18 protein-coding genes are annotated in these 22,478 nt (G+C 37.2%); 4 read left to right on the top strand and 14 right to left on the bottom strand.

What is annotated here, in order from left to right; genetic code table 11:
- Positions 1-339 precede the first annotated feature (339 nt).
- From ACQKP0_RS02295 to ACQKP0_RS02330, 8 genes are all read right to left on the bottom strand, one after another.
- Positions 340-1,161, bottom strand: coding sequence for a carbohydrate ABC transporter permease (locus ACQKP0_RS02295; protein WP_427404187.1), 822 nt, complete (start codon positions 1,159-1,161; stop codon positions 340-342).
- Between the two features lies 1 nt (position 1,162).
- The gene (locus tag ACQKP0_RS02300; RefSeq protein WP_427404188.1) at positions 1,163-2,134 is read right to left on the bottom strand and encodes a carbohydrate ABC transporter permease; all 972 of its coding nucleotides are present in this window, start codon (positions 2,132-2,134) and stop codon (positions 1,163-1,165) included.
- A 201-nt stretch (positions 2,135-2,335) separates the two neighbouring features.
- Positions 2,336-3,589, bottom strand: a complete 1,254-nt coding sequence (locus ACQKP0_RS02305; RefSeq protein ID WP_427404459.1) for an ABC transporter substrate-binding protein — start codon at positions 3,587-3,589, stop codon at positions 2,336-2,338.
- 668 nt (positions 3,590-4,257) lie between these two features.
- Entirely contained in the window at positions 4,258-4,680 is a 423-nt protein-coding gene (locus ACQKP0_RS02310) for a Fur family transcriptional regulator (protein WP_427404189.1), read from the bottom strand.
- 451 nt (positions 4,681-5,131) lie between these two features.
- Positions 5,132-6,586 carry a catalase KatA gene (katA, locus tag ACQKP0_RS02315; protein WP_427404190.1) on the bottom strand — a complete coding sequence of 485 codons (1,455 nt, stop codon included), beginning with the start codon at positions 6,584-6,586 and terminating at the stop codon, positions 5,132-5,134.
- Positions 6,587-7,524: 938 nt separating this feature from the next.
- Complete coding sequence (locus tag ACQKP0_RS02320) at positions 7,525-9,042, bottom strand: response regulator (RefSeq protein ID WP_427404191.1); 1,518 nt, start codon at positions 9,040-9,042, stop codon at positions 7,525-7,527.
- Positions 9,033-10,493 carry a sensor histidine kinase gene (locus tag ACQKP0_RS02325; protein ID WP_427404192.1) on the bottom strand — a complete coding sequence of 487 codons (1,461 nt, stop codon included), beginning with the start codon at positions 10,491-10,493 and terminating at the stop codon, positions 9,033-9,035. Before ACQKP0_RS02325 ends, ACQKP0_RS02320 begins: the two co-directional genes overlap by 10 nt.
- On the bottom strand, positions 10,490-11,482 hold the full coding sequence (locus ACQKP0_RS02330) for a sugar-binding protein (protein ID WP_427404193.1): 993 nt from the start codon (positions 11,480-11,482) through the stop codon (positions 10,490-10,492). The genes ACQKP0_RS02325 and ACQKP0_RS02330 overlap by 4 nt, the downstream gene beginning before the upstream one ends.
- Before the next feature lie 318 nt (positions 11,483-11,800).
- Here ACQKP0_RS02330 and ACQKP0_RS02335 point away from each other — a divergent pair, with 318 nt between their 5' ends.
- Both ACQKP0_RS02335 and ACQKP0_RS02340 read left to right on the top strand, forming a co-directional pair.
- Entirely contained in the window at positions 11,801-12,520 is a 720-nt protein-coding gene (locus ACQKP0_RS02335; protein ID WP_427404194.1) for a ZIP family metal transporter, read from the top strand.
- 160 nt (positions 12,521-12,680) lie between these two features.
- Positions 12,681-13,457: a class I SAM-dependent methyltransferase gene (locus ACQKP0_RS02340; RefSeq protein WP_427404195.1), complete on the top strand. Its 777-nt coding sequence runs from the start codon at positions 12,681-12,683 to the stop codon at positions 13,455-13,457.
- A gap of 150 nt (positions 13,458-13,607) precedes the next feature.
- Here ACQKP0_RS02340 and pepF read toward each other — a convergent pair whose 3' ends face one another.
- From pepF to ACQKP0_RS02360, 4 genes are all read right to left on the bottom strand, one after another.
- Positions 13,608-15,395 (bottom strand): oligoendopeptidase F, encoded by a 1,788-nt coding sequence (gene pepF, locus ACQKP0_RS02345; protein WP_427404196.1) that lies wholly within the window; start codon positions 15,393-15,395, stop codon positions 13,608-13,610.
- A gap of 186 nt (positions 15,396-15,581) precedes the next feature.
- Complete coding sequence (manA, locus tag ACQKP0_RS02350) at positions 15,582-16,529, bottom strand: mannose-6-phosphate isomerase, class I (RefSeq protein ID WP_427404197.1); 948 nt, start codon at positions 16,527-16,529, stop codon at positions 15,582-15,584.
- 31 nt (positions 16,530-16,560) lie between these two features.
- A complete protein-coding gene (locus tag ACQKP0_RS02355) occupies positions 16,561-17,421 on the bottom strand; it encodes an ROK family protein (RefSeq protein ID WP_427404198.1) in 861 nt (286 codons plus the stop codon).
- Between the two features lie 235 nt (positions 17,422-17,656).
- Positions 17,657-18,514, bottom strand: coding sequence for a CvfB family protein (locus ACQKP0_RS02360; protein ID WP_427404460.1), 858 nt, complete (start codon positions 18,512-18,514; stop codon positions 17,657-17,659).
- A gap of 196 nt (positions 18,515-18,710) precedes the next feature.
- On the opposite strand from ACQKP0_RS02360, the gene ACQKP0_RS02365 reads away from it, so the two are divergent.
- Together ACQKP0_RS02365 and ACQKP0_RS02370 are read left to right on the top strand one after the other, a co-directional pair.
- A complete protein-coding gene (locus tag ACQKP0_RS02365) occupies positions 18,711-18,938 on the top strand; it encodes a hypothetical protein (protein WP_427404199.1) in 228 nt (75 codons plus the stop codon).
- The gene (locus ACQKP0_RS02370; protein ID WP_427404200.1) at positions 18,935-19,060 is read left to right on the top strand and encodes a DUF6254 family protein; all 126 of its coding nucleotides are present in this window, start codon (positions 18,935-18,937) and stop codon (positions 19,058-19,060) included. The genes ACQKP0_RS02365 and ACQKP0_RS02370 overlap by 4 nt, the downstream gene beginning before the upstream one ends.
- Positions 19,061-19,320: 260 nt before the next feature.
- On the opposite strand, the gene ACQKP0_RS02375 is transcribed toward ACQKP0_RS02370, so the two are convergent.
- The gene (locus ACQKP0_RS02375; protein WP_427404201.1) at positions 19,321-21,960 is read right to left on the bottom strand and encodes an endonuclease; all 2,640 of its coding nucleotides are present in this window, start codon (positions 21,958-21,960) and stop codon (positions 19,321-19,323) included.
- 248 nt (positions 21,961-22,208) lie between these two features.
- The gene (locus tag ACQKP0_RS02380) at positions 22,209-22,391 is read right to left on the bottom strand and encodes a cold-shock protein (RefSeq protein ID WP_427404202.1); all 183 of its coding nucleotides are present in this window, start codon (positions 22,389-22,391) and stop codon (positions 22,209-22,211) included.
- Positions 22,392-22,478 lie beyond the last annotated feature (87 nt).

Genomic DNA, 22,478 nt, shown 5'->3' on the forward strand with positions numbered 1-22,478 from the left:
TATAAGATAGATTATTCACAGATTGTGTGCAAGATGTGGATCAAAATTTCATTATGAAGTAGATCCTCCGCTGATTTTGTGGATGATGTGGATCATACCTTCATTATAAGATAGATTATTCACAGATTGTGTGCAAGATGTGGATCAAAATTTCATTATGAAGTAGATCCTCCGCTGATTTTGTGGATGATGTGGATCAAAATTTCATTATAAGGTAGATCCTTCCCTAATACGGGGCTTTGATTACCATAAATGTTAATGAAAACTTCCCTCTAAATAAGATATCCACAAGCAAATATTCTATAGTAGCTAAACAGCAAAAAAGCCAACCAAATATGGTCAGCCTTTTACCGATCCTGCTAATAATCCTTTAACAAAATATTTTCCTAATAAAATATAGACTAATAGTGTTGGCAGTGCCGCTAAAACGGCTCCGGCCATTTGAACATTCCATTGGACAATCTGGCTTCCCGATAGATTTTGCAGGGCAACCATGATCGGTTGTTGATCTGTGGTAGTGATCGAAATCGCAAACAAAAATTCATTCCATACATTTGTAAACTGCCAGATCGCGACGACTACGAATCCAGAAATCGAAAGCGGCAGCATAATATTTGTAAAAATTCTCAAGAACCCTGCCCCGTCAATTTTTGCCGACTCAATCATTGAATATGGAATATTTGCATAAAAATTTCTAAACATCAATGTCGTGATCGGAATCCCATACACCACATGGACAAGCACTAATCCTGGGATCGTATTGTATAGCCCTATATTCCGCAAAAATTGAATCAACGGGATTAGAATACTTTGATACGGAATAAACATTCCAAATAATATGAGTGTAAAAAGGACCTCAGATCCTTTGAATTTCCATTTTGAAAGGACATATCCATTGAGTGCACCCAATAATGCAGAAATAATCGTAGCAGGGATAACTAAGTAAAGTGAATTTAAAAAGTTTGGTGCTAATTTTTCAAATGCTACTATATAACTATTAAAATCCAGTGCTGTTGGCAGCTTCCACATATTGGCTAGAGTAACTTCTTGAAGAGGCTTAATACTCGTGACTAAAATGACATACACCGGCATTAGGTAAAATAAAGCTAGCACAATGAGAATAATATAAAGCACAGGTTTAGATATTCGCCTAAGTACCATATTAATCACTCCTCCTGCTCATAACCAAGTAAGGTACGATAAAGATTGCTACTGCAAGGAGCATAATTATCGCAATCGCTGCCCCGTGAGCATAGTAATTTCCTCGGAATGTAGTTTCAAACATATATACACCTGGAACATCTGTTACGAAATTCGCCCCCGGTCCAGTCATCGCATAAATTAAATCGAAAATTTTCAATGAAATATGTGCCATAATAATGATCACACTCACCGAAATCGGACGTAAAAGCGGAATAATCACTTTGCGATAAACTTGAAACTCTGTTGCTCCGTCCATACGGGCAGCTTCCTTTAATTCATCAGGAATACCGCGAAGCCCAGCTAAATACATAGCGACAGAAAATCCAGTCATTTGCCAAACTGCTGCAATTACCACCGCAATTATCGCAACCGGTACCCCGACCTCAATCTGGCCAAGCTTAAATCCAGCTAAAATATGTGTGTCCGTGTACCAAAGCGGTTCAATTCCAAACTTTTGTAAAAAAAGGTTAACCCCTGTTGACGGGTTCAATATCCATTGCCACACAACACCTGTTACAACGAAAGATAATGCCATTGGGAAAAAGAAAATATTTCGGAATATTGATTCCCCACGCAGCTTTTGATCTAAGAAAATGGATAATACAAGACCAATAATTAAAACGAGACCGATAAACAAAACGGTAAAGACAACAGTATTTCGCACATCCGCTTGAAAACGATAATCTTGAAAAAGAAATAAGTAGTTTTTCAATCCTGCAAACGAAAAATCCGGTACTAATGAATTCCAATTACTTAAAGAAACATATCCTGTCCAGCCAATAAACCCATATACAAAAATGCCAATTAATATAAGTGACGGCAATAAAAAGGAAAAGGCCAATGCGTGATCGGCTGTTAGCTTTTTTCGCTTCTTCCTTTTCGGATTAACCGTTATAGAGGTATTTTTTTCTACTACTTTTGATGTCTCCATACGTTACCTCCTATCATATTCATATCGGGACGCTTCTCCCAATGATTAGGAGAACTATTTTATAAATCCGGTGCTTGGAGTTCTCGGCTCCTTTTGGAACACACACTATCACAAAAAAGAGGAAGAGAATTTTCTCGTCCTCTTTTAAAGTGAAATTGGTTCTCCTAACCACAGGGAGAATTCTCCCTTAGTAGATTTACATTATTTCTTCAACTCTGCTTGTGCAGATTTTAAAGAATTAATCAAACCATCAACATCCAATTGAGTAACAAAAATATTAACCGCTTGGTTAGCTTTTGTTACAAAACCTTCAGCAGCAGCAGATCCATGCGCTAAGCTAGGAGCAAGCTGTGCTGTTTTGAAGTCTTCAATAGTTGCTTTTCCGTAATCATCATATTTCGATGTATCTGCATCCACACGTGCCGGAATGGAGCCTTTTAATGGATTAAATGCATCCTGCCCCTCAACAGATCCCAGAACAGCTAAGAAGGTTTTCACATCATCCACATTTTTTACCCCTTTTGGCAAACCGAATGTATCAGTAATAACGGTGAAAATTCCAGCTGAATCAGGAGTTGTTGTAAAACCAAAGTCTTCATTCAATTTAAGTTTTAAATCATTGACAAAGTAACCTTTTGCCCAGTCACCCATAATATTCATCGCTGCTTTACCATCGGCCACTAGCTGTGACGCATCCTGCCAGTTACGTGAGCTATGGTCTTTGTTAATATATCCAAGCATTTTCTTAAACGTTTCAGCTGATTCTTTTACTTTTGCATCATCAAACGGAAGCTCACCTGTCCAAAGCTTGTTATAGCCATCCACACCAAGCTTCGCTACTAAAATCGTTTCAAATACTTGAGTAGCTGTCCACGGCTCTTTATCTCCAAGTGCTAGTGGAGTAATACCTTTTGCTTGTAATTTATCCGCTACTTGGAAAAACTCATCAAATGTTTTTGGTACTTGAAGTCCATTGTCATCAAATACTTTTTTGTTAAACCATAATACGTTCCCACGGTGAATATTTACTGGTACTGAGTAAATGTTTCCATCTTTACTTACCATATCAATTAAAGATTTAGGGAATTTGTCATTCCAGCCTTCTTTGTCATAAAGATCATTGATCGGCTCCATTTTCCCTGCAGCTACCCAACCTTCGTTCAATTCTGCACCACCATGAACTTGGAATGTGGATGGAGGGTCATTTCCCTGCATTCTGCTCGCAAGTACGGCCTTCGCATTTGTTCCAGCTCCACCAGCAACTGCAGCATTTTCTACAGCAACATCCGGGTGTTTTTCTTTAAATAATGCTAATAATGCTTTCAATCCATCTTCTTCACCAGCGCCCGTCCACCAGCTAAAGATTTCGACTTTATCCTTTTTTCCTTTTGATTTCTCACCACTGCCGCTTGTATCCTTCGAACTGCAAGCCGCCAGCGCAAAAACAAGGATCATAGCAATCGTGACAATTAGCCCTTTACGTTTCACTCTTTCTCCCCCTTTATTCATGTAAGCGTTTCCTACACTTTTAATTTACCAAACTATCTAGCAACCATTTCATGAAAACGCCTTCATTTTTTTGCGAATATCTGTATTATTTTGTGGTGAATTTCCTCATTCCTATAAAATCTCAATGCTACATTAATTTTTTATTAGTTAAATCACTTGAATGGTATGCGTGAAACGTTTTTTTACGTAGTAAAACTAGCTGAACGCATTCCATTCAGTGTTCAACATTGTTTAACAAAGCATAGAAAAAAAACGACTCTTCAAAAGAAGAATCGTTCTCAATTAAGCAATCGTTTTTTTAAAGGTAAGAAAGCATTAAATTTACTTAGGATAATAGTCCTGAAAAGTGTCTTCTGTGTCTAGCTCCAGCGCCTATCGGCTAGCGGATTTCTCCGTCTTCTCCCTACGATAAGTCAACATCGACTCGTCCCTTGCCGTGTTTCCTTTATCTCAGTCGAAGACTACGAAATCCGTACGCTAGACCTGCGGCGCTTGCGCTTTTCTTATTTTGCATTTCATTCCGCATTTGCAAATAATACTATGCTTTAAATATTTGATTTTCGTATGACAGACTGGGCAAATTGTTAATTTTTCTATCCTGGGTCTCCCCTTTTTCATTTTAGTTTCTGACACTCTTTACATATGCCGTAAACTTCAAAATGGTGAAACTGAATATCAAATTTCGTTAATTTCTCAGCTGCCTGCTCAACTTCTTTTAAAAGCGGGTAATTAAAATCTCCTATTTTCCCACATGCTTCGCATATGATATGATAATGATTGGTTTTATACATTTCATATTTGCTAATACCAGTTCCATAGGGCAATTCCTTTAAAATATTCAACTTAACAAATAGTTTTACATTGTTGTAGATCGTTGCCAAACTGATATACGGCAGTTCATGATGAATATCTTCTACGGTTGGATGTGACTTCAGCTTTTGAATGGCTTCTAGGATTAATAAGCGTTGTGGTGTAATCCGAAGTCCTTGTTCTTTTAAATAAGGAATTAGTTGAGCTGTTGCCTGTTCTTCCCCCATGATTATCCCCTCACTCAATTTGAAAGGTTGTTTCGAACAACTAATGATTTCAAAAATAGGTATCCGTCTGCCTAAACGGATACCTAGGATAATTGAGAAAATGAGAATGAAATTGAGAATTTACTATTTTCAACAATATTGTTGTTCCTAATAAAATCTGTAGGGTATGCGTTCAGCTAGTTTTACTACGTAAATAAATCGCTTCACACATACCCTACAGATGATTTTATCAAAAGGCTGTTTTCGCATAGATTGTTGCTTTTCGTATATAGCTCCAATCCTTAAATAAATAGGCTTCGTGCTCTTTTCATCATCCTATACTCATTATGAAAGTAGTAAATAACCGTAAAAATCCTACTGCCGATTTTTACTTTGTTGCTGAAAGCAACAATGTTTCAGAAAAGAGCCTATCAAAAATAACCGCTAACAAAGCTATTCTATTAGTATTAGATTATACTTCCTGTGGTACAGATAATCCAAGACCTTCTGCCACACGTGTACCGTACTCTGGATCGGCTTTATAAAAATGCTGAATTTGGCGAAGCTTTATTTCTTCTTTTTCTACAGGCTTCATAGCACCAACAATATTTTCTACTAAACGTGTTCGCTCTTCCTCGTTTAATAGGCGATAAAGGTCTCCCGCTTGAGTGTAGTGATCAAAATGATCGTAAGCTACACTATCTGCAATACCAGATACTGCATAGGCAGCTCTCTTATCTTCTGGTGATTCTGCAGGACCGCCAAAGCTATTCGGTTCATAGTAGACAGAACGTCCACCATTATTGCCGCTCGCCATGAAACCGTCGCGTTGGTAGTGATTCACTTCATTTTTCGGACGATTGATTGGCAATTGATTATGATTAGCCCCTACACGATAACGATGTGCATCCGCATAAGCGAATAAACGTCCTTGAAGCATCTTATCCGGTGAAACATCAACACCTGGTACTAAATTTCCTGGTGAAAATGTTGCCTGTTCTACTTCTGCAAAATAGTTTTCAGGATTTCGGTTAAGAACCATGCGCCCTACTTCAATTAGTGGATAATCCTTTTGAGACCATACTTTCGTTACATCAAATGGATCAAAACGATACGTATTGGCATCCTCTAAAGGCATGATTTGTACATAAAGCTTCCATTCTGGGAAGTCGCCGCTTTCAATCGCATTAAATAAATCCTCTGTATGATAATCTGGATTTTCTCCAGCAAGTTTTGCCGCAAGCTCAGGTGCGATATTCTTTACACCTTGTTCTGTTTTAAAATGATATTTTACCCAAACTCCATCACCATCTTCGTTCACCCATTTGAACGTATGGCTTCCATAACCGTGCATGTGACGGAATGTTGCTGGAATTCCGCGGTCAGACATCAAAATCGTTACTTGGTGCAATGATTCAGGAGATAAGGACCAAAAATCCCAAACGGCAGTTGGATTTTTCAAATGTGTTTGCGGATCTCTTTTTTGTGTATGAATGAAATCAGGGAATTTGATTGCGTCACGAATAAAGAATACCGGAGTGTTATTCCCGACAATATCATAATTGCCTTCTTCTGTATAAAATTTAACAGCAAATCCACGCGGATCACGAACTGTATCTGCTGATCCAAGCTCACCAGCTACTGTAGAAAAACGAATAAATAAAGGAGTACGCTTGCCAACTTCAGATAAAAAGTTTGCTTTCGTATATTGTGTCAAATCATTCGTTACTTCAAAATATCCATGTGCTCCAGCACCTTTCGCATGAACGACACGTTCAGGAACACGTTCTCTATTAAAATGAGCCAATTTTTCTAGTAGATGTACATCTTGAATTAATGTCGGACCGCGTGAGCCAGCTGTCATCGAATTCTGATTATCTCCAACCGGAGCACCCCAACTAGTCGTAAGTTTCTTATTTGTACTCAATCAAATCACCTCATCAGATTTTTTTGTAAACTCTTTTCGTCAGCTTTGTTGCTATTAACTACTATCTAATTTTTTATTTAATCTGAATAGAAGGCTCAGGTATAAGGGAAAAGAGCACGTCTCCAAAATAAAATAGAATTAGAATATATCCGTAGAGCAACAACCTAAAATAAAAGAGCACTTAAGTATATTCATATGATAACATTTCTCAAAATAAAATCAATACCTTTTTATAATAATTATAATTTAAAATAAAATATAAAATATGAAGCTTAATTAGAATAGAATTTTTAAAATCAATATTTACCCAATAAGAATGTTATTCATAACTTATTAATTTATGTCCACAAATAAGAAAAGCTCTATGCTTTTTCCTAGTAAAATTGGAAACTTCATTCCATTCCTAAATCAGTCCCAATTAATAACAAGCTTGCATGAAGGATCTACCTCATAATCTTAAGAAAACCATAAACACCTTATACAGTTTCCCTCTTGATCTACTTCTTTTCACGGTTTTCTGGTAGATCTTGTTGCGGGTTCCCTCTTGATCTACTTCTTTCCGCGGCTTTCTGGTAGATCTTGTTGCGGGTTCCCTCTTGATCTACTTCTTTCCGCGGCTTTCTGGTAGATCTTGTTGTGGTTTCCATTTTGATCTACTTCTTTTCACGATTTCCTGGTAGATCTTGTTGCGGGTTCCCTCCTGATCTACTTCTTTTCACGGTTTTCTGGTAGATCTTGTTGCGGGTTCCCTCTTGATCTACTTCTTTCCGCGGTTTTCTGGTAGATCTTGTTGCAAAAAATGTTCTCTTATCAATGAAGTTGTTCTTTGACTTTATTAGTTGCTGCTTTTTGAACTCGAGTGACTAGGCGCTAAAGCTAACCAATAAAAAACCCCCTATCAACAGGAGGTGCCACTTCTATATAAAATTTTAACTAACTCATCCTCCTCGATACGAGGTTGGCGACACACCGGTTTTCTTTTTAAACACCCGGCTGAAATAGTTTGGATCCTTGTATCCAACGCTGAAGCAAATTTCTTTTAAGCTTTTATTTGTATGAAGAATTTCATTTTTTGCCTTTTCTATTCTCAAATCAGTTAAATAATCGATAAAGGTTAGTCCAAACTTTTCTTTAAACATTTTTGTAAAATGAAAAGGACTTAAATCTACATATTCAGCTACTTCTTCCAACGTTATATTTTTTTCGTAATTTGTTTCGATGTATTCCTTTGCTTTTTGCAGGTAGCTTTTATGATTCCTTATTCGCCAAGCTTGCACGACTTCTACGGCATCAACCACAAATTGCCGTAATTGCACAATCCATTCATCCCCCTGCAAAAAATTCCGCTTTTCAAAATGAATCCCTAGATCTCCAAGCATTCTGGAAATCATAATCATGAGTTCCTCAAAAAAATGTTTCGGTTGATCCTGATTTGCTTCTACATAGAGTTCAAACGTTTGAAGTGCTCGGCTGCGATCCCCTAATTTAATCCATTCTAAAAGCTCCCTTTCCTTTTCAAAAAAAACTGGAACAAGATTTATTTCCTTATCGGCATAAAAAAATACATCCCTGCCTTTTCTTTGTTCAAGTGCAAGAATCGCCTCATGATACGATTGGGCAAGCAAATCAATCTTATCAAAGGCACTCCCTATTCCAGCAGCTAATTTTACATTCTTAAATTTATTTTGAAAGGTATTGACTACGGTATGGGCAGACTTAATTGCCTTTGATTTCATCCGGTTTTTATCATGAATTGTATTTAACAAAATGAGCACTGGAATTTTATTGTCCACCATCGGTCCTATCACACACTCTTGACTCATATTCGTTTTCATTATGGACTTAAGCCCGCTATATAGACTTCGCTTATCCCTATTCGAAGTCCGTTCATGGTCATCTTGAACAGTAAATAAGACGATGTACCCTGACTTTACTTCAATTCCTAATAGATTACTCCATTCTTTAAAATTCAAATCCTCAATATGGTTTAGCAATAATGAAGAGAGCCATTCTGATTCAATAACTGATAATGCACGAGTTAAATTTTCCTTTGTATGTTGATATTCTGATAGAATCGTTCTTTCCTCCATGATTTCCTCACTGACTCTTGCCAGGGCCTCTAAGACATCCTTCTTTTTACTCGGCTTTAATAAGTACTCCTTTACCCCTTGCTGCATTACTTCTTTCGCATACTCAAACGTATTAAATGCTGAAACCATGATGAACCGAACCCGCTTATTATGCTTTCGAATCTCTTTTACCGCTTCTACCCCATCAATCCCAGGCATTTTAATATCCATCATCATCAAATCAGGCTGTAGCTCATGGGCTAGCTGAATTGCCATTCTCCCGTTCACAGCCTCTCCAATAATCTCTATTCCTGGCATTTCCGTTTGAATCATTTTCGATATGGCCGTTCGTTCTAGCTTTTCATCGTCAACAATGATTAGTCGCATTCAAGTTCACCCCCATTCGGAATCTTCAGACGAAATATTGTCCCCTTCTCAAGCTCGGATTCAATATCGATGATATCCTGTTGTTGATAAAAAATTTGTAACCGCTTAATGACATTCTTCACACCAATTCCAGTCGAATGCCCAGACGCTTTTTTCAGCTTACTGCTTTCCTGATTCTCTGTTTCATTTTTATAGTTTAATAATTTTTTCCGTGTCTCCTCATCCATTCCTGCGCCATCATCGGCAATTTCAATCACAATATGGTTCCCTGTTTGAAAAATAGATAATGAAATGCACCCGCCTTCTTCCTTCGATTCCACCCCATGAATAAAGGCATTTTCCACAATCGGCTGCAAGGTGAGGCGAGGAATTTCTAAATTAACACATCGTTCATCAATCACTGTTTTAAAGGAAATTCGATCTCCGAAGCGGGTTTGTTGAATATAAAAATATTCTTTTACAACTTTAACCTCATCCTTTAATGTCGATGGTTTTTCGATGTTTTCAAGATTATAGCGAAGCAATGTTGAAACAGATTCAATTAAACAAGTCGTTTCATGCGCATCCTCTAGATAAGCCATTTTTGCAATATTATTTAATGTATTGAATAAAAAATGCGGATTGATTTGATTCTGTAAGCTTTTTAATTCAAGCTCCTTAAGCAGCTTATCAAGCTCGGATTTATCTTTAATTTCATTTACTAGTCCAACTATATTTTTTCTCATTTGATTGAAGGTTTCCGTTAATAATTTTAACTCATCCTTACTTGTCACTTCTAAATCCTTACCAGTTAAATGTCCAGCTGAAATTTCTCTGGCGGCTCGAGATAAACGAGCGATTGGACGAGTGATGCCTCTAGAAATATACAATGCTAGTAATCCACATATGATTAATGTTGCGGTCAAAAGAAATATAGTCGTTAAGCGATAATAATGATTCCGTTTCGTCAGCTGTGTAAAAAAAGTCTGATAGGTAGTCAGTTCTTGATCGATTAAAGACATCGTCGTTTCCTGAATAAAACTAGCAATATCGGTTGCTTCATTAAAATAGGAGGCATACTGATTAATATCTCCCGCCCTAAATGCATGAACCGCAATGACACTATCATCCAAAAAGCTTGCCAGCATTTTTTCATAGTTTCCTAATGTCACATAATTCGAATGATTTTCCAAATTATTTCGTAATTTCTTTTTATTCGCCCGTAATTGATTACTCGCATCAACGTATTCCCGGTACAAAAAAGGATCCTTCTTTACAATATAGGCATTCATTTTTTCTACTACGTTATTGGTTTGCTGTGCGGTTTCATTTAACAGCAAAAATCTCCCGAAGCTTCGGTGATATTCCTCCATAATTTTCTCACTGCTATCATATAAATAAAATGCAACACCATTCACAAGGGCAACCAAGATAATAAAATATATAAGAAGCTTTGTTCGGATTCGAATCATGGCATGATCTCCTCTGATCGGTCAGGAAGATCATTTTTATGCATAATTCTTGTTTCGGTATAATTTATTTTTGGCACAGGCTTTCCCTCTTGAATTTTTATCATCATTTCGACAGCATTGAATCCCATTTCATATGGCTTCTGTACGACCGTTGCATCGATTACACCTCTGCGAATATATTCGAGTGTTTCAGCAATCGTATCAAATGCCATAATATAGGTGGAATCTTGCCGACGGAGACGAAAAACAGATTGAGCAATCCCGATTCCATCTAATGCACTTGTCCCATAAAATGCATTTGTTTCTGGGTGCTCACTTAAAATTTTATATGCCTTCTCCGCTGCACGAATTCTTGTAATATTGGATTCCTCTATAGCGACAATATTTATTCTCTTTTCTTTCGCAATCGCATCCTTAAATCCCTTAACTCTAAGCTTTTGATGCTCTGCCTTAAAGCTGCCTGTAATGATTGCGACATTTACCACACCTATCGTATCATCTATCAATGCTTTGCCGGCAAGAAATCCAGAATAATAATTATCTGTTCCAATGTACGCTCTTCTGTGACTAGAGGGAGCATCCGTATCGACAGTAATGACAGGTACGCCTTTATTTGCAAGATAGTTAATAACGGGTGTAAATTGCTTGTCATTATACCCCTGTGTTAGTACACCATCTACTTTAGATGCAGCCGCTATATTTAATTTTCTAAGATGCTCATCAATATTTGATTGCTTAGGCCCGACATACTCTAGTAAAATATGATTTTCTTCTGCAGCATCCCTTGCTCCTTTTTCAACTAACCGCCAATAATCATTATCCAATTCCTCTGGTATAAGCATAAAATGATAGCGATAATCCGGTATTTTTTCATCTGATACTGGTTCTCCGAGTTCATGCATTTTACTTGCATAATAGCCAGCTAATGAAAATGCCGTTAAAAATAATATGGAACCGCATACATAAATAAGTTTTCCTAAACGACCCATGCTAATCAAGCCTCCGCTTGAATGGAATATGTTTTCTAAATTATCTACATAATCATACCATGTGATGTTTAGGATTCACTACTCATTTTTCCAAAGGCTTTGTTGATGTTAATTATTAATAAAATGACCTGTATGGTATGCGTGAAGCGCTTTTTTACGTAGTAAATCTAGCTGAACGCATACCATACAGGGATTTATTAGAACAACAACATTGTTTAACCAAGCCTCTTCAGAAGCCAAAATGAGAAATCTTCCACATTTGTCATTTTCTCTTCAATCCCACATATCCTTGTTATATGTGGACATGGAGGACAAGATATGGATCATGGAATTATTATTAGCTTGTTATGTACAATCATTGGTGCAATTCCAGCTTTTTGCATGAAAAATATCACTCATAAAGGGAAAGATAATCTGCTCGCCTATAGTGCTGGAATCATGGTAGCAGCCTCCACTTACGGATTAATTCCTTCTGCATTAAAATTATCAAATATGATTGTTTTGACAGCAGGAATGATTCTGGGTGTAATCATTTTTACGATTTTAGAAATCGTGTTACCTCATGTAGAAATTGATAACTCATCCCATTCTTTTAATCATGCAGCCCCTATTTTATTTATTACAGCAATGGCTATCCATAATATTCCCGAAGGTTTATCCATTGGAGTAAGCTATGGAGATGCTGATGACGGTCTAGGACCTTTAGTTTCATTTGCAATTGGGGTACAAAATATACCTGAAGGCTTTTTAATTACTTTATTTCTCCTTACATCTAATACACCAAAAATCAAAGCATTTATTCTTACGACCTTAACAGCTGTTGTCGAATTGTTAGCCTCTTTAGTTGGATACTTTTTTGCTGCTCATTTTGAAAATATTGTCCCTTATGGGTTAGCCTTTGCAGCTGGTGGTATGTTATTTGTTGTATATAAAGAGGTGATTCCAGAAAGTCATGGGGATGGAAATGAACGAACGGCAACATTTGCATTTATACTTGGTCTGCTCTCGATGATCGGGTTTACAGAATGGGCTAGATAATTTTACTCGCAAATATAGTTGATTCATATAAAAACTGCACGATTTTCATTGTTGATAACAAAAACTTATCAACATTTATAAAAACAATAAAATTTACTATTAAAATTATTTAAGTTAATCTAAAGGCAAGAAAACATCTATACGTAAGGAGGATGTATTCATGCCTATTAATTTTCATAATCCAGAAGATCGCTTCACTTATGCAAAAAGAAATGCTGATGCAACTTGGATTCAATTGATTAAAAAAATTTGTACGATCGAAGGAAAAAAAGTCATTGATATAGGCTGTGGTGGTGGAATTTACACGAAAGCCCTTGCCGAGATGGGTGCTTTAAAGGTAACAGGATTAGATTTTTCAGAGAATATCCTTACATCCGCACAACAGAATTGTAAGGAATTCGAGAATATCAATTTTATTGTTGGGAATGCATTAGAGACAGACCTGCCAAGTGAGCAATACGACATTGTACTAGAAAGAGCAGTCATCCATCATATAAAAGATTTAGACACCTGTTTTAAAGAAATCTACCGCCTTTTGAAAAATGGCGGTTCATGCATCATTCAAGACCGAACACCTGAAGATTTCCTTTTAGAAGGAAGTACCACTCACATTAGGGGATATTTTTTCTCAAAATTCCCTGAGTTAATTGATAAAGAGATTTCACGCAGGTATTCAAGTGAAGAAGTGCAACAGGCATTACAAAATGCAGGGTTTCATGGAATGAAAGAATATCAATTGTGGGAAACAAGAAAAGTATACGAGGATAAGAACGATTTATTTGATGATTTATATAATCGAACAGGACGTTCAATTCTCCATGAGTTGACAGATGAGCAATTACAAGACCTTGTCCTATACATTAAAGAAAAATTAAATAGCCATCATCAACCGATTATTGAACAAGATCGCTGGACGATTTGGAAGGCGGATAAGTAGTAAAAAAATGATAGACTTTGCACTACTGATAAAATTTCCTGCGGGTTATATAAACACCCATAGTATAACTATGCTGAACATATGACCCACAGTATTTTTATCAGAAACAACATTATTTTTTACAGATTGAATTCTGTTTAAAGAATCATTCTACATCCGTGAAAATTCCTCCACCAATTCTCCAAATTGCTTTAGCGCATTTTGAATCGGTTCAGGAGTTGTTAAATCGACACCCGTCTTTTTCAATAATTCAAGCGGGTAGTCTGAGCTTCCGCTTTTTAAAAACTCAAGGTAGGAAGCTATAGTTTCCTTGTCGCCTTTCAAAATTCGATCAGCAAGATGAATGGCAGAGGCAAATCCTGTTGCGTATTTATATACGTAAAATGGTCGATAAAAATGAGGAATTCTAGACCAGCCGTATTTCACCTCATCATCAAAAACGACTATATCGCCATTATACTCTCTGAAAAGTCCCTCATATATTTCACTAAATACCTTCTCATTTAATGGTTCACCCTTTTCCGCCTTCTCATGGGTTTTCATTTCAAATTCTGCAAACATTACTTGGGTAAACAAAGTGCCTTTAAACTTGTCAATAAAGTGATTCAGTAAATATTGACGAGTTTTAGTATCATTTTCTTGATTGAGCAGGTAATGGATTAACAGCACTTCATTAACGGTAGAAGCAACCTCCGCCACAAAGATACTGTATTTTGCTGTAATTTGCGGCTGCGTTTTGTGTGAGAAATGACTATGCATCGCATGTCCCATCTCATGTGCAAGGGTAAATAAACTGCTTATATCATCTCGATGATTTAATAAAACAAACGGATGGACACCATACACGCCCAAATTGTAAGCGCCGGATCGTTTACCAGGAGTTTCCCTGACATCAATATATCTAGCATCCTTAAAAGACTCCAGGATTTTCGTGTACTCTTCCCCAAGAGGAGACAAGGCTTTTAACATAGTAGCATACGCCTCTTCAAAACAAATTTCTTGTTTTACCCCTTGAACAAGCGGAACAGATAAATCATACTGATGAAGCTCCTCAAGTCCAAGTCTCTCTTTTCGAATTTCCGAAAAACGATGGAGAGGAGCAATATTTTCTTTTGTTGTTGCAATTAAATTCTCGTACACCTCTTTTGGAACGAAATCACTAAATAATGACTTTTCTAATGCTGAAGGATACTTTCGTAGTCTAGCAACAGTGACATTGTTTTTGATCGATGCTGCAAGTGTTGATGCAATTGAATTCTTTAATTGCACATACGGCTTATAGTAGGCTTTATATGCTTCTTCTCGCTTGCTCCTGTCCTCATGCTCAATTAACGTCGAATACATTCCGCGTGTTAATTCTACTTTTTCCCCATCATCATTGGTTACATCACCGAATTTGATATCTGCATTATTCATCATCCCATATGTATGACTAGGCGCTGACAGCGCTTCACCTAATTGGGATAGTACTTCTTCCTTTTCTTTACTTAGCACATGCTCCTTATAACGGTATATTTCAAATAAATTCTTTTCAAAATACTTGAGTCCTTGCTCTTCTTCTATATATTTTTTTAACGTAACTTCATCCAAGCTTAATAAAAATGGCATAAAAAATGAAGTAGCTGCATTCAGTTTCACTCCAAGCTGCTTTGCTCGGTCCTGAAGTGATTGTGCCGACGTATCCCGGGTATCGATGTCTACTTGAAGCATTGCATAGGCGTACACTTTATTAAACAGGTAAGATACTTGTTCACCTTCCGAAAGATATGTATGCAAAGAAGCTCCATCATGAATTTTACCATCATATGTCTTTAACCGATCAGTCATTTGTCCAATCGTGTCAACATCTGCTTCCCAAGCTTCTAATGAATGATATATATCCTCCAATCTCCATTTTTCACCTTCAGGCACTTCGTTTCTTGATGTGTAAGTAATCATAAAAATCCTCCTATATTATTTAGATATTCTATTTAAAAGGAACAAATTGTAATTAAAGTGACATATATAATTTTACTATAACCGAAAAGGGTCTAAATAGTTAGAATTTTACCTATGAAAAAATCCGCTGTTTTTCGACAACGGATTTTGTTTTAATGAGATTATACCTAACTCAAAAAGAATCATTTAAATATGTGAAACGATTGCAGTGAACTTCCCTTCCATTGTAAAACTACCCGTATCAGTAGGTAAAATAAAGTGATCACCTTTATTCAGCGGATTCGTTTCTCCGTCCACATTAATTTCTCCATTTCCATCGATGATGCTTACGAGAAGGAATGGTTGTTCTTGTACAAATTCAGCTGTTCCATTAACATCCCATTTATATACGGAAAAATATTGTTCCTTTACAAATGAATTCACGACCACACCCGGTCTTTTTTCTGTGAGAATGTGCAGCTCCGCATCCCGATGAGGAACAGTGGAAACATCAATGGCTTTTTGTAAATGAAGTTCACGTTTTTTACCTTGTTGATCTACTCGGTCATAATCATATACTCGATACGTTGTATCCGAGCTTTGCTGTGTTTCGAGAACAAGCGTCCCCTCACAAAGGGCATGAATTGTCCCGCTAGGAACATAGAAAAAATCACCAGGCTTAACCGGTACACGACGAAGGAACTCATTCCACTCCCCATTTTCAATCATCGAAACTAGCTCCTCTTTTGAGCTTGAATGATGACCATATATGAGCTCTGCCCCCTCTTTACAGTCAATGATGTACCAGCACTCCGTTTTTCCAAGCTCTCCGTTTTCATATTTTGCCGCATATTGATCATTTGGATGAACTTGAACTGATAAATCTGTATTTGCATCTAAAATTTTTGTTAAAAGCGGGAACACCTTGTCCTTTGGATTGCCAAAAAGTTCTGGGTGCTCTCCCCATAATTGAATTAATGTTTTTCCTTTAAAAGGACCATTTTTCACAATAGATGGGCCGTTCGGATGAGCTGAAATTGCCCAGCATTCCCCTGTATGGTTTGATGGGATCGGATATCCAAATTGATCTTTAAGTGCGGTTCCTCCCCAAATTCGTTCTTGAAAAATTGGCTGTAAAAATATCGGCTGTGTCATTTCTTTTTTCCTCCGTCTTTATGTATGATTACTATCCTAACGTTTGCTTTGCAAGAACCAGTGCTCCCGTAATTCCAGCATTATCTCCCAGTCCTGGCGAGACGATATAGTCTTTTAGGGATGGTAAAGATACATAATCATTTACAAACTCCGTTAATTTTTTATGAATGAGCGGGAATAATTGAGATTGTTTCATAACCCCACCACCCATAATAATCTTTCCAGGAGAAAGAATTAAAATATACTGCATAAGAGCCTGTGCTAAATAATGCGCTTCTATTTCCCAAACGATATCCTTCTCTGCAAGCTCGGTACCCTTTTTCCCCCAGCGTTCCTCGATTGCTGGACCTGCTGCTAACCCTTCCAAACAATCCTGATGATACGGACACTTCCCTTTATAGGAGTCCTCTGGATGTTTTCGAACCAGAATATGTCCCATTTCCGGATGTGACAACCCTTGTAAAAGATTTCCTTGTACAACGGCACCCGCCCCAATTCCTGTTCCAATCGTTATATACAAACAACTGTTGAATCCCTTGGCTGCACCAAATGTAGCTTCTCCTAGGGCTGCAACATTGACATCCGTATTAAATCCAATCGGAACAGAAAGTTCTTTTTGAAGTGTCTGTAAAAACGGAAAATTTCTCCACGCTAATTTTGGTGTAGTTGTAATATAGCCATAAGTCGCACTGTTGCTATTAATATCAATCGGTCCAAATGATCCCACTCCAAGCGCTTTTATATCATAGTTCTGAAAAAAACTTACTACCTTTGGAATGGTTTCATCTGGTGTCGTTGTTGGTAATGAAATTCGTTCAATTATGTTCCCCTTCTCATCTCCAACCGCACAAACAAATTTTGTTCCACCCGCTTCAATCGCACCTAAATACATCATTGCACCTCTCACTAATTTTCTATTTTTAACTGATTTCCAATAATGCTTTACCCGCGTAATGAATAGAATAAATCGATGAATCCCTTTAAAACTTCAAGTTAAGTGTATCATAATTTTCTGCCACATCTATTGAAATTTATGGAGAAATTCGCCATATTCAAACATGTTCCTTCATGTAAAAAATGACCTAACAAAAAAACAAACCTACAATAAGTAGATTTGCCTTTATCATTTATTCTTTTATATAACTCCATCCATCTTCTTGAAAGACCTTTCCCTCTTTCATCAATCGGCCAAGAGCGCGTTTGAATGCGGCTTTACTCATATCGAAGCGAGCAGTGATGTCTTCTGGTGCACTTTTATCCCAATATGGCATTTTGCCTCCGCGACTTTGCATATACGTAAAAATTTGCATAGAATCTTCATCCATCGCTTCATGTCCTCTACTTAATAAAGACACATTAATCGTTCCGTCTTCTTTAACATCAACGATCCGGCCTTCTACCTTTTGTCCAAGGCGAGGTTCTTGTTTCCTTTGTGTTTCGTGGATAAAACCAATATAGTTTTCTTCAGTAAGAAGAAAGGTACCAATTTTTAATAAACGATACGCCCAACCAGTGACATTTTTATTAAAATCTTTGCGAGTAGCATTTTCCGCAATGGCACGCATCGTATCCTCTGTAGCCAATTTTGCAAATAAACGGCCATGTCTATCCGTTTTTAATGAGCAGTATAGCCGATCTCCTATTGCCGGCCATAAATGAAGAAGTGCTGGAAGGTCATCCTTTGACACAAGAATATCTTTACTAATACCAATCGAAACAAACACGCCAAGAGATTCTTTTACTTCGACAACATCCACCCAATCATATTTTCCCATTTGAACCGTTGGGATCGTCATTGTCGCAGCAAGCCGGCCTTGATGATCCTGAAATAGAAAAACAGTCTGAGGCTGATCAGGATCAAAATCCTCTGACACTTCGCTATCATGAAGAAGGACATCCTCCTCCCCGTTTGTTAAAAAAAATCCAAAGGGTGCTTCACGTTCAACATCCAATGTTACAACTGTTCCTGCTTGAAGACCTGTCATATGTAAAATCCTACTTTCTGATGAATTTATGTGAGTAATTATACCATTATAATCCCCAAACGAAGAATAAAGAATCATACCTAGTAGCAAAATATGTTTGTAAAAGGCTGTTTTCATAAAGATTATGATGATTTTCAATTAAAAATGGCATGAAAAGAGCCTTATAAAACTTATCTTTTTAAAGTGAGTGATTTCATTGAACAGAGAGAAAAGCATTTTTATAAAAACCGATCCTCATTTCGATTCTGAATATGAAGGAATTGAAAATGATTCCTTTGGAGGCCCTCAAATGGGACTCCGTACGGATAAAAAATTAGAAAATCCGTTCCATGTTACTTCATTAAGGGAAGATCCCGAAATGAAGAGATTCTCAAAGTGGTTCGATGGCAAATTACCTGAAGAGAAAGGAGATGACGGACAATGACACAATCAAAAAGCCAAAAAGAAAGACAATGGACCGTTAGAAAACAGTCCCAAAATCCGCATGGAAAAATAAAATCACTCGAAGAAATTGCTGATGAAGTGACTCCTAATAAGAAAAAATAAAATGATTATAAGAAAAGCGCAAGCGCCGCAGGTCTAGCGTACGGATTTTGTAGTCTTCGACTGAGATAAAGGAAACACGGCGAGGAGTATGGAGCCGATGTTGACTTATCGTAGGGAGAAGACGAAAAAATCCGCTAGCCGATAGGCGCTAGAGCTAGACACAGCAGACACTTTTCATGTCTAATATCCTTAGTAAATTTTATACTTTCTTACCTTTTAAAAAGGGTCTGCCCAATTAGGCTGACCCTTTTTAAAAAAAATTATTTGCTTAAATAATCAATCAAATCTAACAATGAAACTGCATAATCAGAGTCAATTTTCTTGCCCTTTTGTGCTTGAACTTCATTAGATAACGCGTTAAGTTTTCCACGCTTGGCATTTTCATTATTCGCTTTTTGAATTCCTTCTACTTTGGATAATAGGCTGTTATAAATACCATTATTGGTAATTAAGCCTTTTTCATAGCCAATCGTAATGAATTCATCTAAATGATCCACATCCATTATCACTCGAAGTGTAAATTCTCTCATACTTTCATTCCCTGCATGATCCACTGCATGTACAACAATTACATGATTTCCAAGTGCTAAAGCAAGAGGTTTAATTTTAATTGGGTTACCGATTACTTGACCATCTAGTGTAATCTTTACTCCAGCAACTCCACTACCCTCATCTGTCACAACGACATTTTGCTCAAATGAATCTGTTTGATAAATAGTAAGTTTATCAAAATCACCGATCACAGGTCCTGTCGTATCTGCCTTCACAAAGTGGTCGAAGCTAAGTGGTTTTAATTGATATACATCTTTAAATACTGAAGAAATACCTGTTATATTAATAACATCACCATTTTTATACTTTTGAGAAAAAGCATCATAAGTTACACCTGTACGCTCGTCGACACGAATTCGAGACGATTTTCCGTCCTTAATTGCATCGAATTCAAAGGCACGACCTACAACAGTTAAGTTGTCAATTTTCACGTTTGTAAGCTGTACAAGCTGACCTTGATTCTCATCATTCAGCCCATCAACCAATTTCGCATCCGGTAATGGTTTTGTTCCCGTTTTTTCAATAATAGTTGGATTGGACAATTCAAGCTCATTATTGAAGATCTCTGTTGAAGCAGTAATTTTTAAAACATCACCAGGCTGATAGCCCGCTTCATTTTGGAAAACATAAATTCCAGCTGACTCATCTTGTAAATAGAAACCTTGTCCACCGAATGCACCTGGCTTAGAAGTAACAACACCTTCCACTGTCACCATTTTTCCAACCTGAACAGCTCTCGCATCTTTTATCGAAATTTGGTCAGGTACGTTTGGCTTATCCTCTGGAAGCGGTTCACTCGGTACATTTCCAATGGTTACTGCCTCAGTTAGTTCATTTTTGGTACGAACTTTCAGACGTAAACTTGCAGCCCCTGCTTTTTGAGGGTTAATTTTTACCGTTAAATCTTTACTAGCATGTCCAAAGCTATCAGCTGTGAATGAAAACTCAGAACTGTAGTCGTATGAAGCTGGCCATGTGCCATCACTATTTTGGAATTTAGCAATTTGTTCTCCACCAGCTAAATAAATTCCTACTTTTAATCCACTAACAGTTTGTCCTGGTGCTAAGTGATCGGCAGACACACGAATTTGGAATTCTTGTTGATTTGGTAAAACACTTTGATGTACAAAAGAATATTGTGCGTCTAATTCTGCAGGCTTAGTTGAACCGTAGGAACCCGCTGCAAATGTACTTGAATCATACCATTTATAACCAGCTGCTGGAGGTGCCCATGGTTCTGGTTGTGGTTCTGTTGATTTTTCAGGGATTTCCATATCAAGCATTGGAGAAACTTTATCTAAAGGAATTTTCCCTTCAAAGCTCGAATAATCTTCTTTCTCTGCCAGCCAATCAATCATATTGGTTAGTAGAATAGCATCATCTTCTTCTTTAAATCCATCATAAGTTGTTTTCTTTGTTCCGTTTTCTTCACGTAAATATTTTGGAGAGGCATCTTCAACTGGTGAAGAATCACCAATAAAGCCAGCTTTTCCTTTACCTAGTTTGGAAATCGCCACATAGGCTCCTTCATCTACTCCACCGCCAAAATATACACCTTGGTCAACGGCATTATTCCATTTATCTTTAGAAGTTAATTTTGGAAGGTAAACAAGGCCTTTTGCCTGCTTAGGATCAGTAATTGCTAAAGTTGATCCAGCATGAACGGCTACTGATTTTACTCCGCTTGTAATACCAAATGTTTCATTCGGTGAAACAACATTTGATGCACTTAAATCTCCGACTGCATTGTAACGGAAACGAACTCCGAAGTTATCAGACAACCAGTTCGAACTCTCAACACCTTGCATTGCTGCAGAATTCGCTTCTTCTGGTGACATCCCTTTTGCAGGATTTTCATATGCCCCACGGCGATATCCATTAAATGCCTCTGAGGCATCCCAACGATTTTTGTTTCGATCGGCATTGTAATGGTCGGAAATAAAGAAAATACTTCCACCAGATTGTACGTATTGAATCATTGCGTTTTGTTCTGATTTTTTATAAGGATTATTTGCTTCTCCGATAACAAACACATCGTAGTCCTTTAAATCATCATATGTTATCGGTGTACTCTTACGAAGTTCTTTTACATAGTAACCCTTTTTCGCGATGGCATTTCCGAAATCAGAAAATCCACCATCGATGACCCAATCTGCTGCTCCGGCCGTTTGTCCGTGAGTATTATCAAATAACACCTTTTTCCCATTAGCAACTGCTGGGTTAATCTCAGGTGCCGGATCATTCGCTCCTTCTGCTTGAACAGTATGCATCCCAGTTAATGATGGCAATGTTCCAAGCACAAGAATGGTCATGATTACTTTTAAAAACAGGCTTTTTACCTTCTTCATGAGGTACCTCCCATAGGAATTTTGTAATATGACATGTTATTTTTACTATTTTAGTAGAAATATGTCATACCTATCTTAACTTTATCAGCATTTTTTTTATTGATATATAGGACCAATCACCCGAAAAATGTTAAGATTCTATTAAAAAGTAGTTCTAAATTAATAGGTCTTTCGAATCTGAAAGATCAGACAAAAAAAACAGCCCCTAAAAAAAAAGAGACTGCTTTCATATTACTTATTTATGCATATTATTCGATAACCGGTAGGACTCTTGTTTCTTTGTCCATATCTGACTGACATAGAGGACATTTTGGATTTTCATCAAAGGTAAAAGCTTCTCTCATCCATCCTTGACAGCTTTCACTTGTACAGGACCAAACATTTGTTTCGACTTCGGGAACAGGCTCTTTCTGGCCTTTAAAATATGCCATCAAATCGTTCTCCCTTCTATGTACTACTATTAGTATATCCTATTTATAAAATTTAAGATATATTATTGAAATCTTTTTAAGAACCGG

It is taken from the genome of Heyndrickxia sp. NPDC080065 (genome assembly GCF_050281185.1).
In the GTDB taxonomy this organism is placed as follows: domain Bacteria; phylum Bacillota; class Bacilli; order Bacillales; family Bacillaceae_C; genus Heyndrickxia.

Bases quoted from the DNA above. Each gene is read 5' to 3' on its own strand.
- ACQKP0_RS02295 (WP_427404187.1), bottom strand. From the start codon at position 1,161: ATGGTACTTAGGCGAATATCTAAACCTGTGCTTTATATTATTCTCATT.
- ACQKP0_RS02300 (WP_427404188.1), bottom strand. From the start codon at position 2,134: ATGGAGACATCAAAAGTAGTAGAAAAAAATACCTCTATAACGGTTAAT.
- ACQKP0_RS02305 (WP_427404459.1), bottom strand. From the start codon at position 3,589: ATGATCCTTGTTTTTGCGCTGGCGGCTTGCAGTTCGAAGGATACAAGC.
- ACQKP0_RS02310 (WP_427404189.1), bottom strand. From the start codon at position 4,680: ATGGGGGAAGAACAGGCAACAGCTCAACTAATTCCTTATTTAAAAGAA.
- ACQKP0_RS02320 (WP_427404191.1), bottom strand. From the start codon at position 9,042: ATGCGACTAATCATTGTTGACGATGAAAAGCTAGAACGAACGGCCATA.
- ACQKP0_RS02325 (WP_427404192.1), bottom strand. From the start codon at position 10,493: ATGATTCGAATCCGAACAAAGCTTCTTATATATTTTATTATCTTGGTT.
- ACQKP0_RS02330 (WP_427404193.1), bottom strand. From the start codon at position 11,482: ATGGGTCGTTTAGGAAAACTTATTTATGTATGCGGTTCCATATTATTT.
- ACQKP0_RS02335 (WP_427404194.1), top strand. From the start codon at position 11,801: ATGGATCATGGAATTATTATTAGCTTGTTATGTACAATCATTGGTGCA.
- ACQKP0_RS02340 (WP_427404195.1), top strand. From the start codon at position 12,681: ATGCCTATTAATTTTCATAATCCAGAAGATCGCTTCACTTATGCAAAA.
- pepF (WP_427404196.1), bottom strand. From the start codon at position 15,395: ATGATTACTTACACATCAAGAAACGAAGTGCCTGAAGGTGAAAAATGG.
- manA (WP_427404197.1), bottom strand. From the start codon at position 16,529: ATGACACAGCCGATATTTTTACAGCCAATTTTTCAAGAACGAATTTGG.
- ACQKP0_RS02355 (WP_427404198.1), bottom strand. From the start codon at position 17,421: ATGTATTTAGGTGCGATTGAAGCGGGTGGAACAAAATTTGTTTGTGCG.
- ACQKP0_RS02360 (WP_427404460.1), bottom strand. From the start codon at position 18,514: ATGACAGGTCTTCAAGCAGGAACAGTTGTAACATTGGATGTTGAACGT.
- ACQKP0_RS02370 (WP_427404200.1), top strand. From the start codon at position 18,935: ATGACACAATCAAAAAGCCAAAAAGAAAGACAATGGACCGTTAGAAAA.
- ACQKP0_RS02375 (WP_427404201.1), bottom strand. From the start codon at position 21,960: ATGAAGAAGGTAAAAAGCCTGTTTTTAAAAGTAATCATGACCATTCTT.
- ACQKP0_RS02380 (WP_427404202.1), bottom strand. From the start codon at position 22,391: ATGGCATATTTTAAAGGCCAGAAAGAGCCTGTTCCCGAAGTCGAAACA.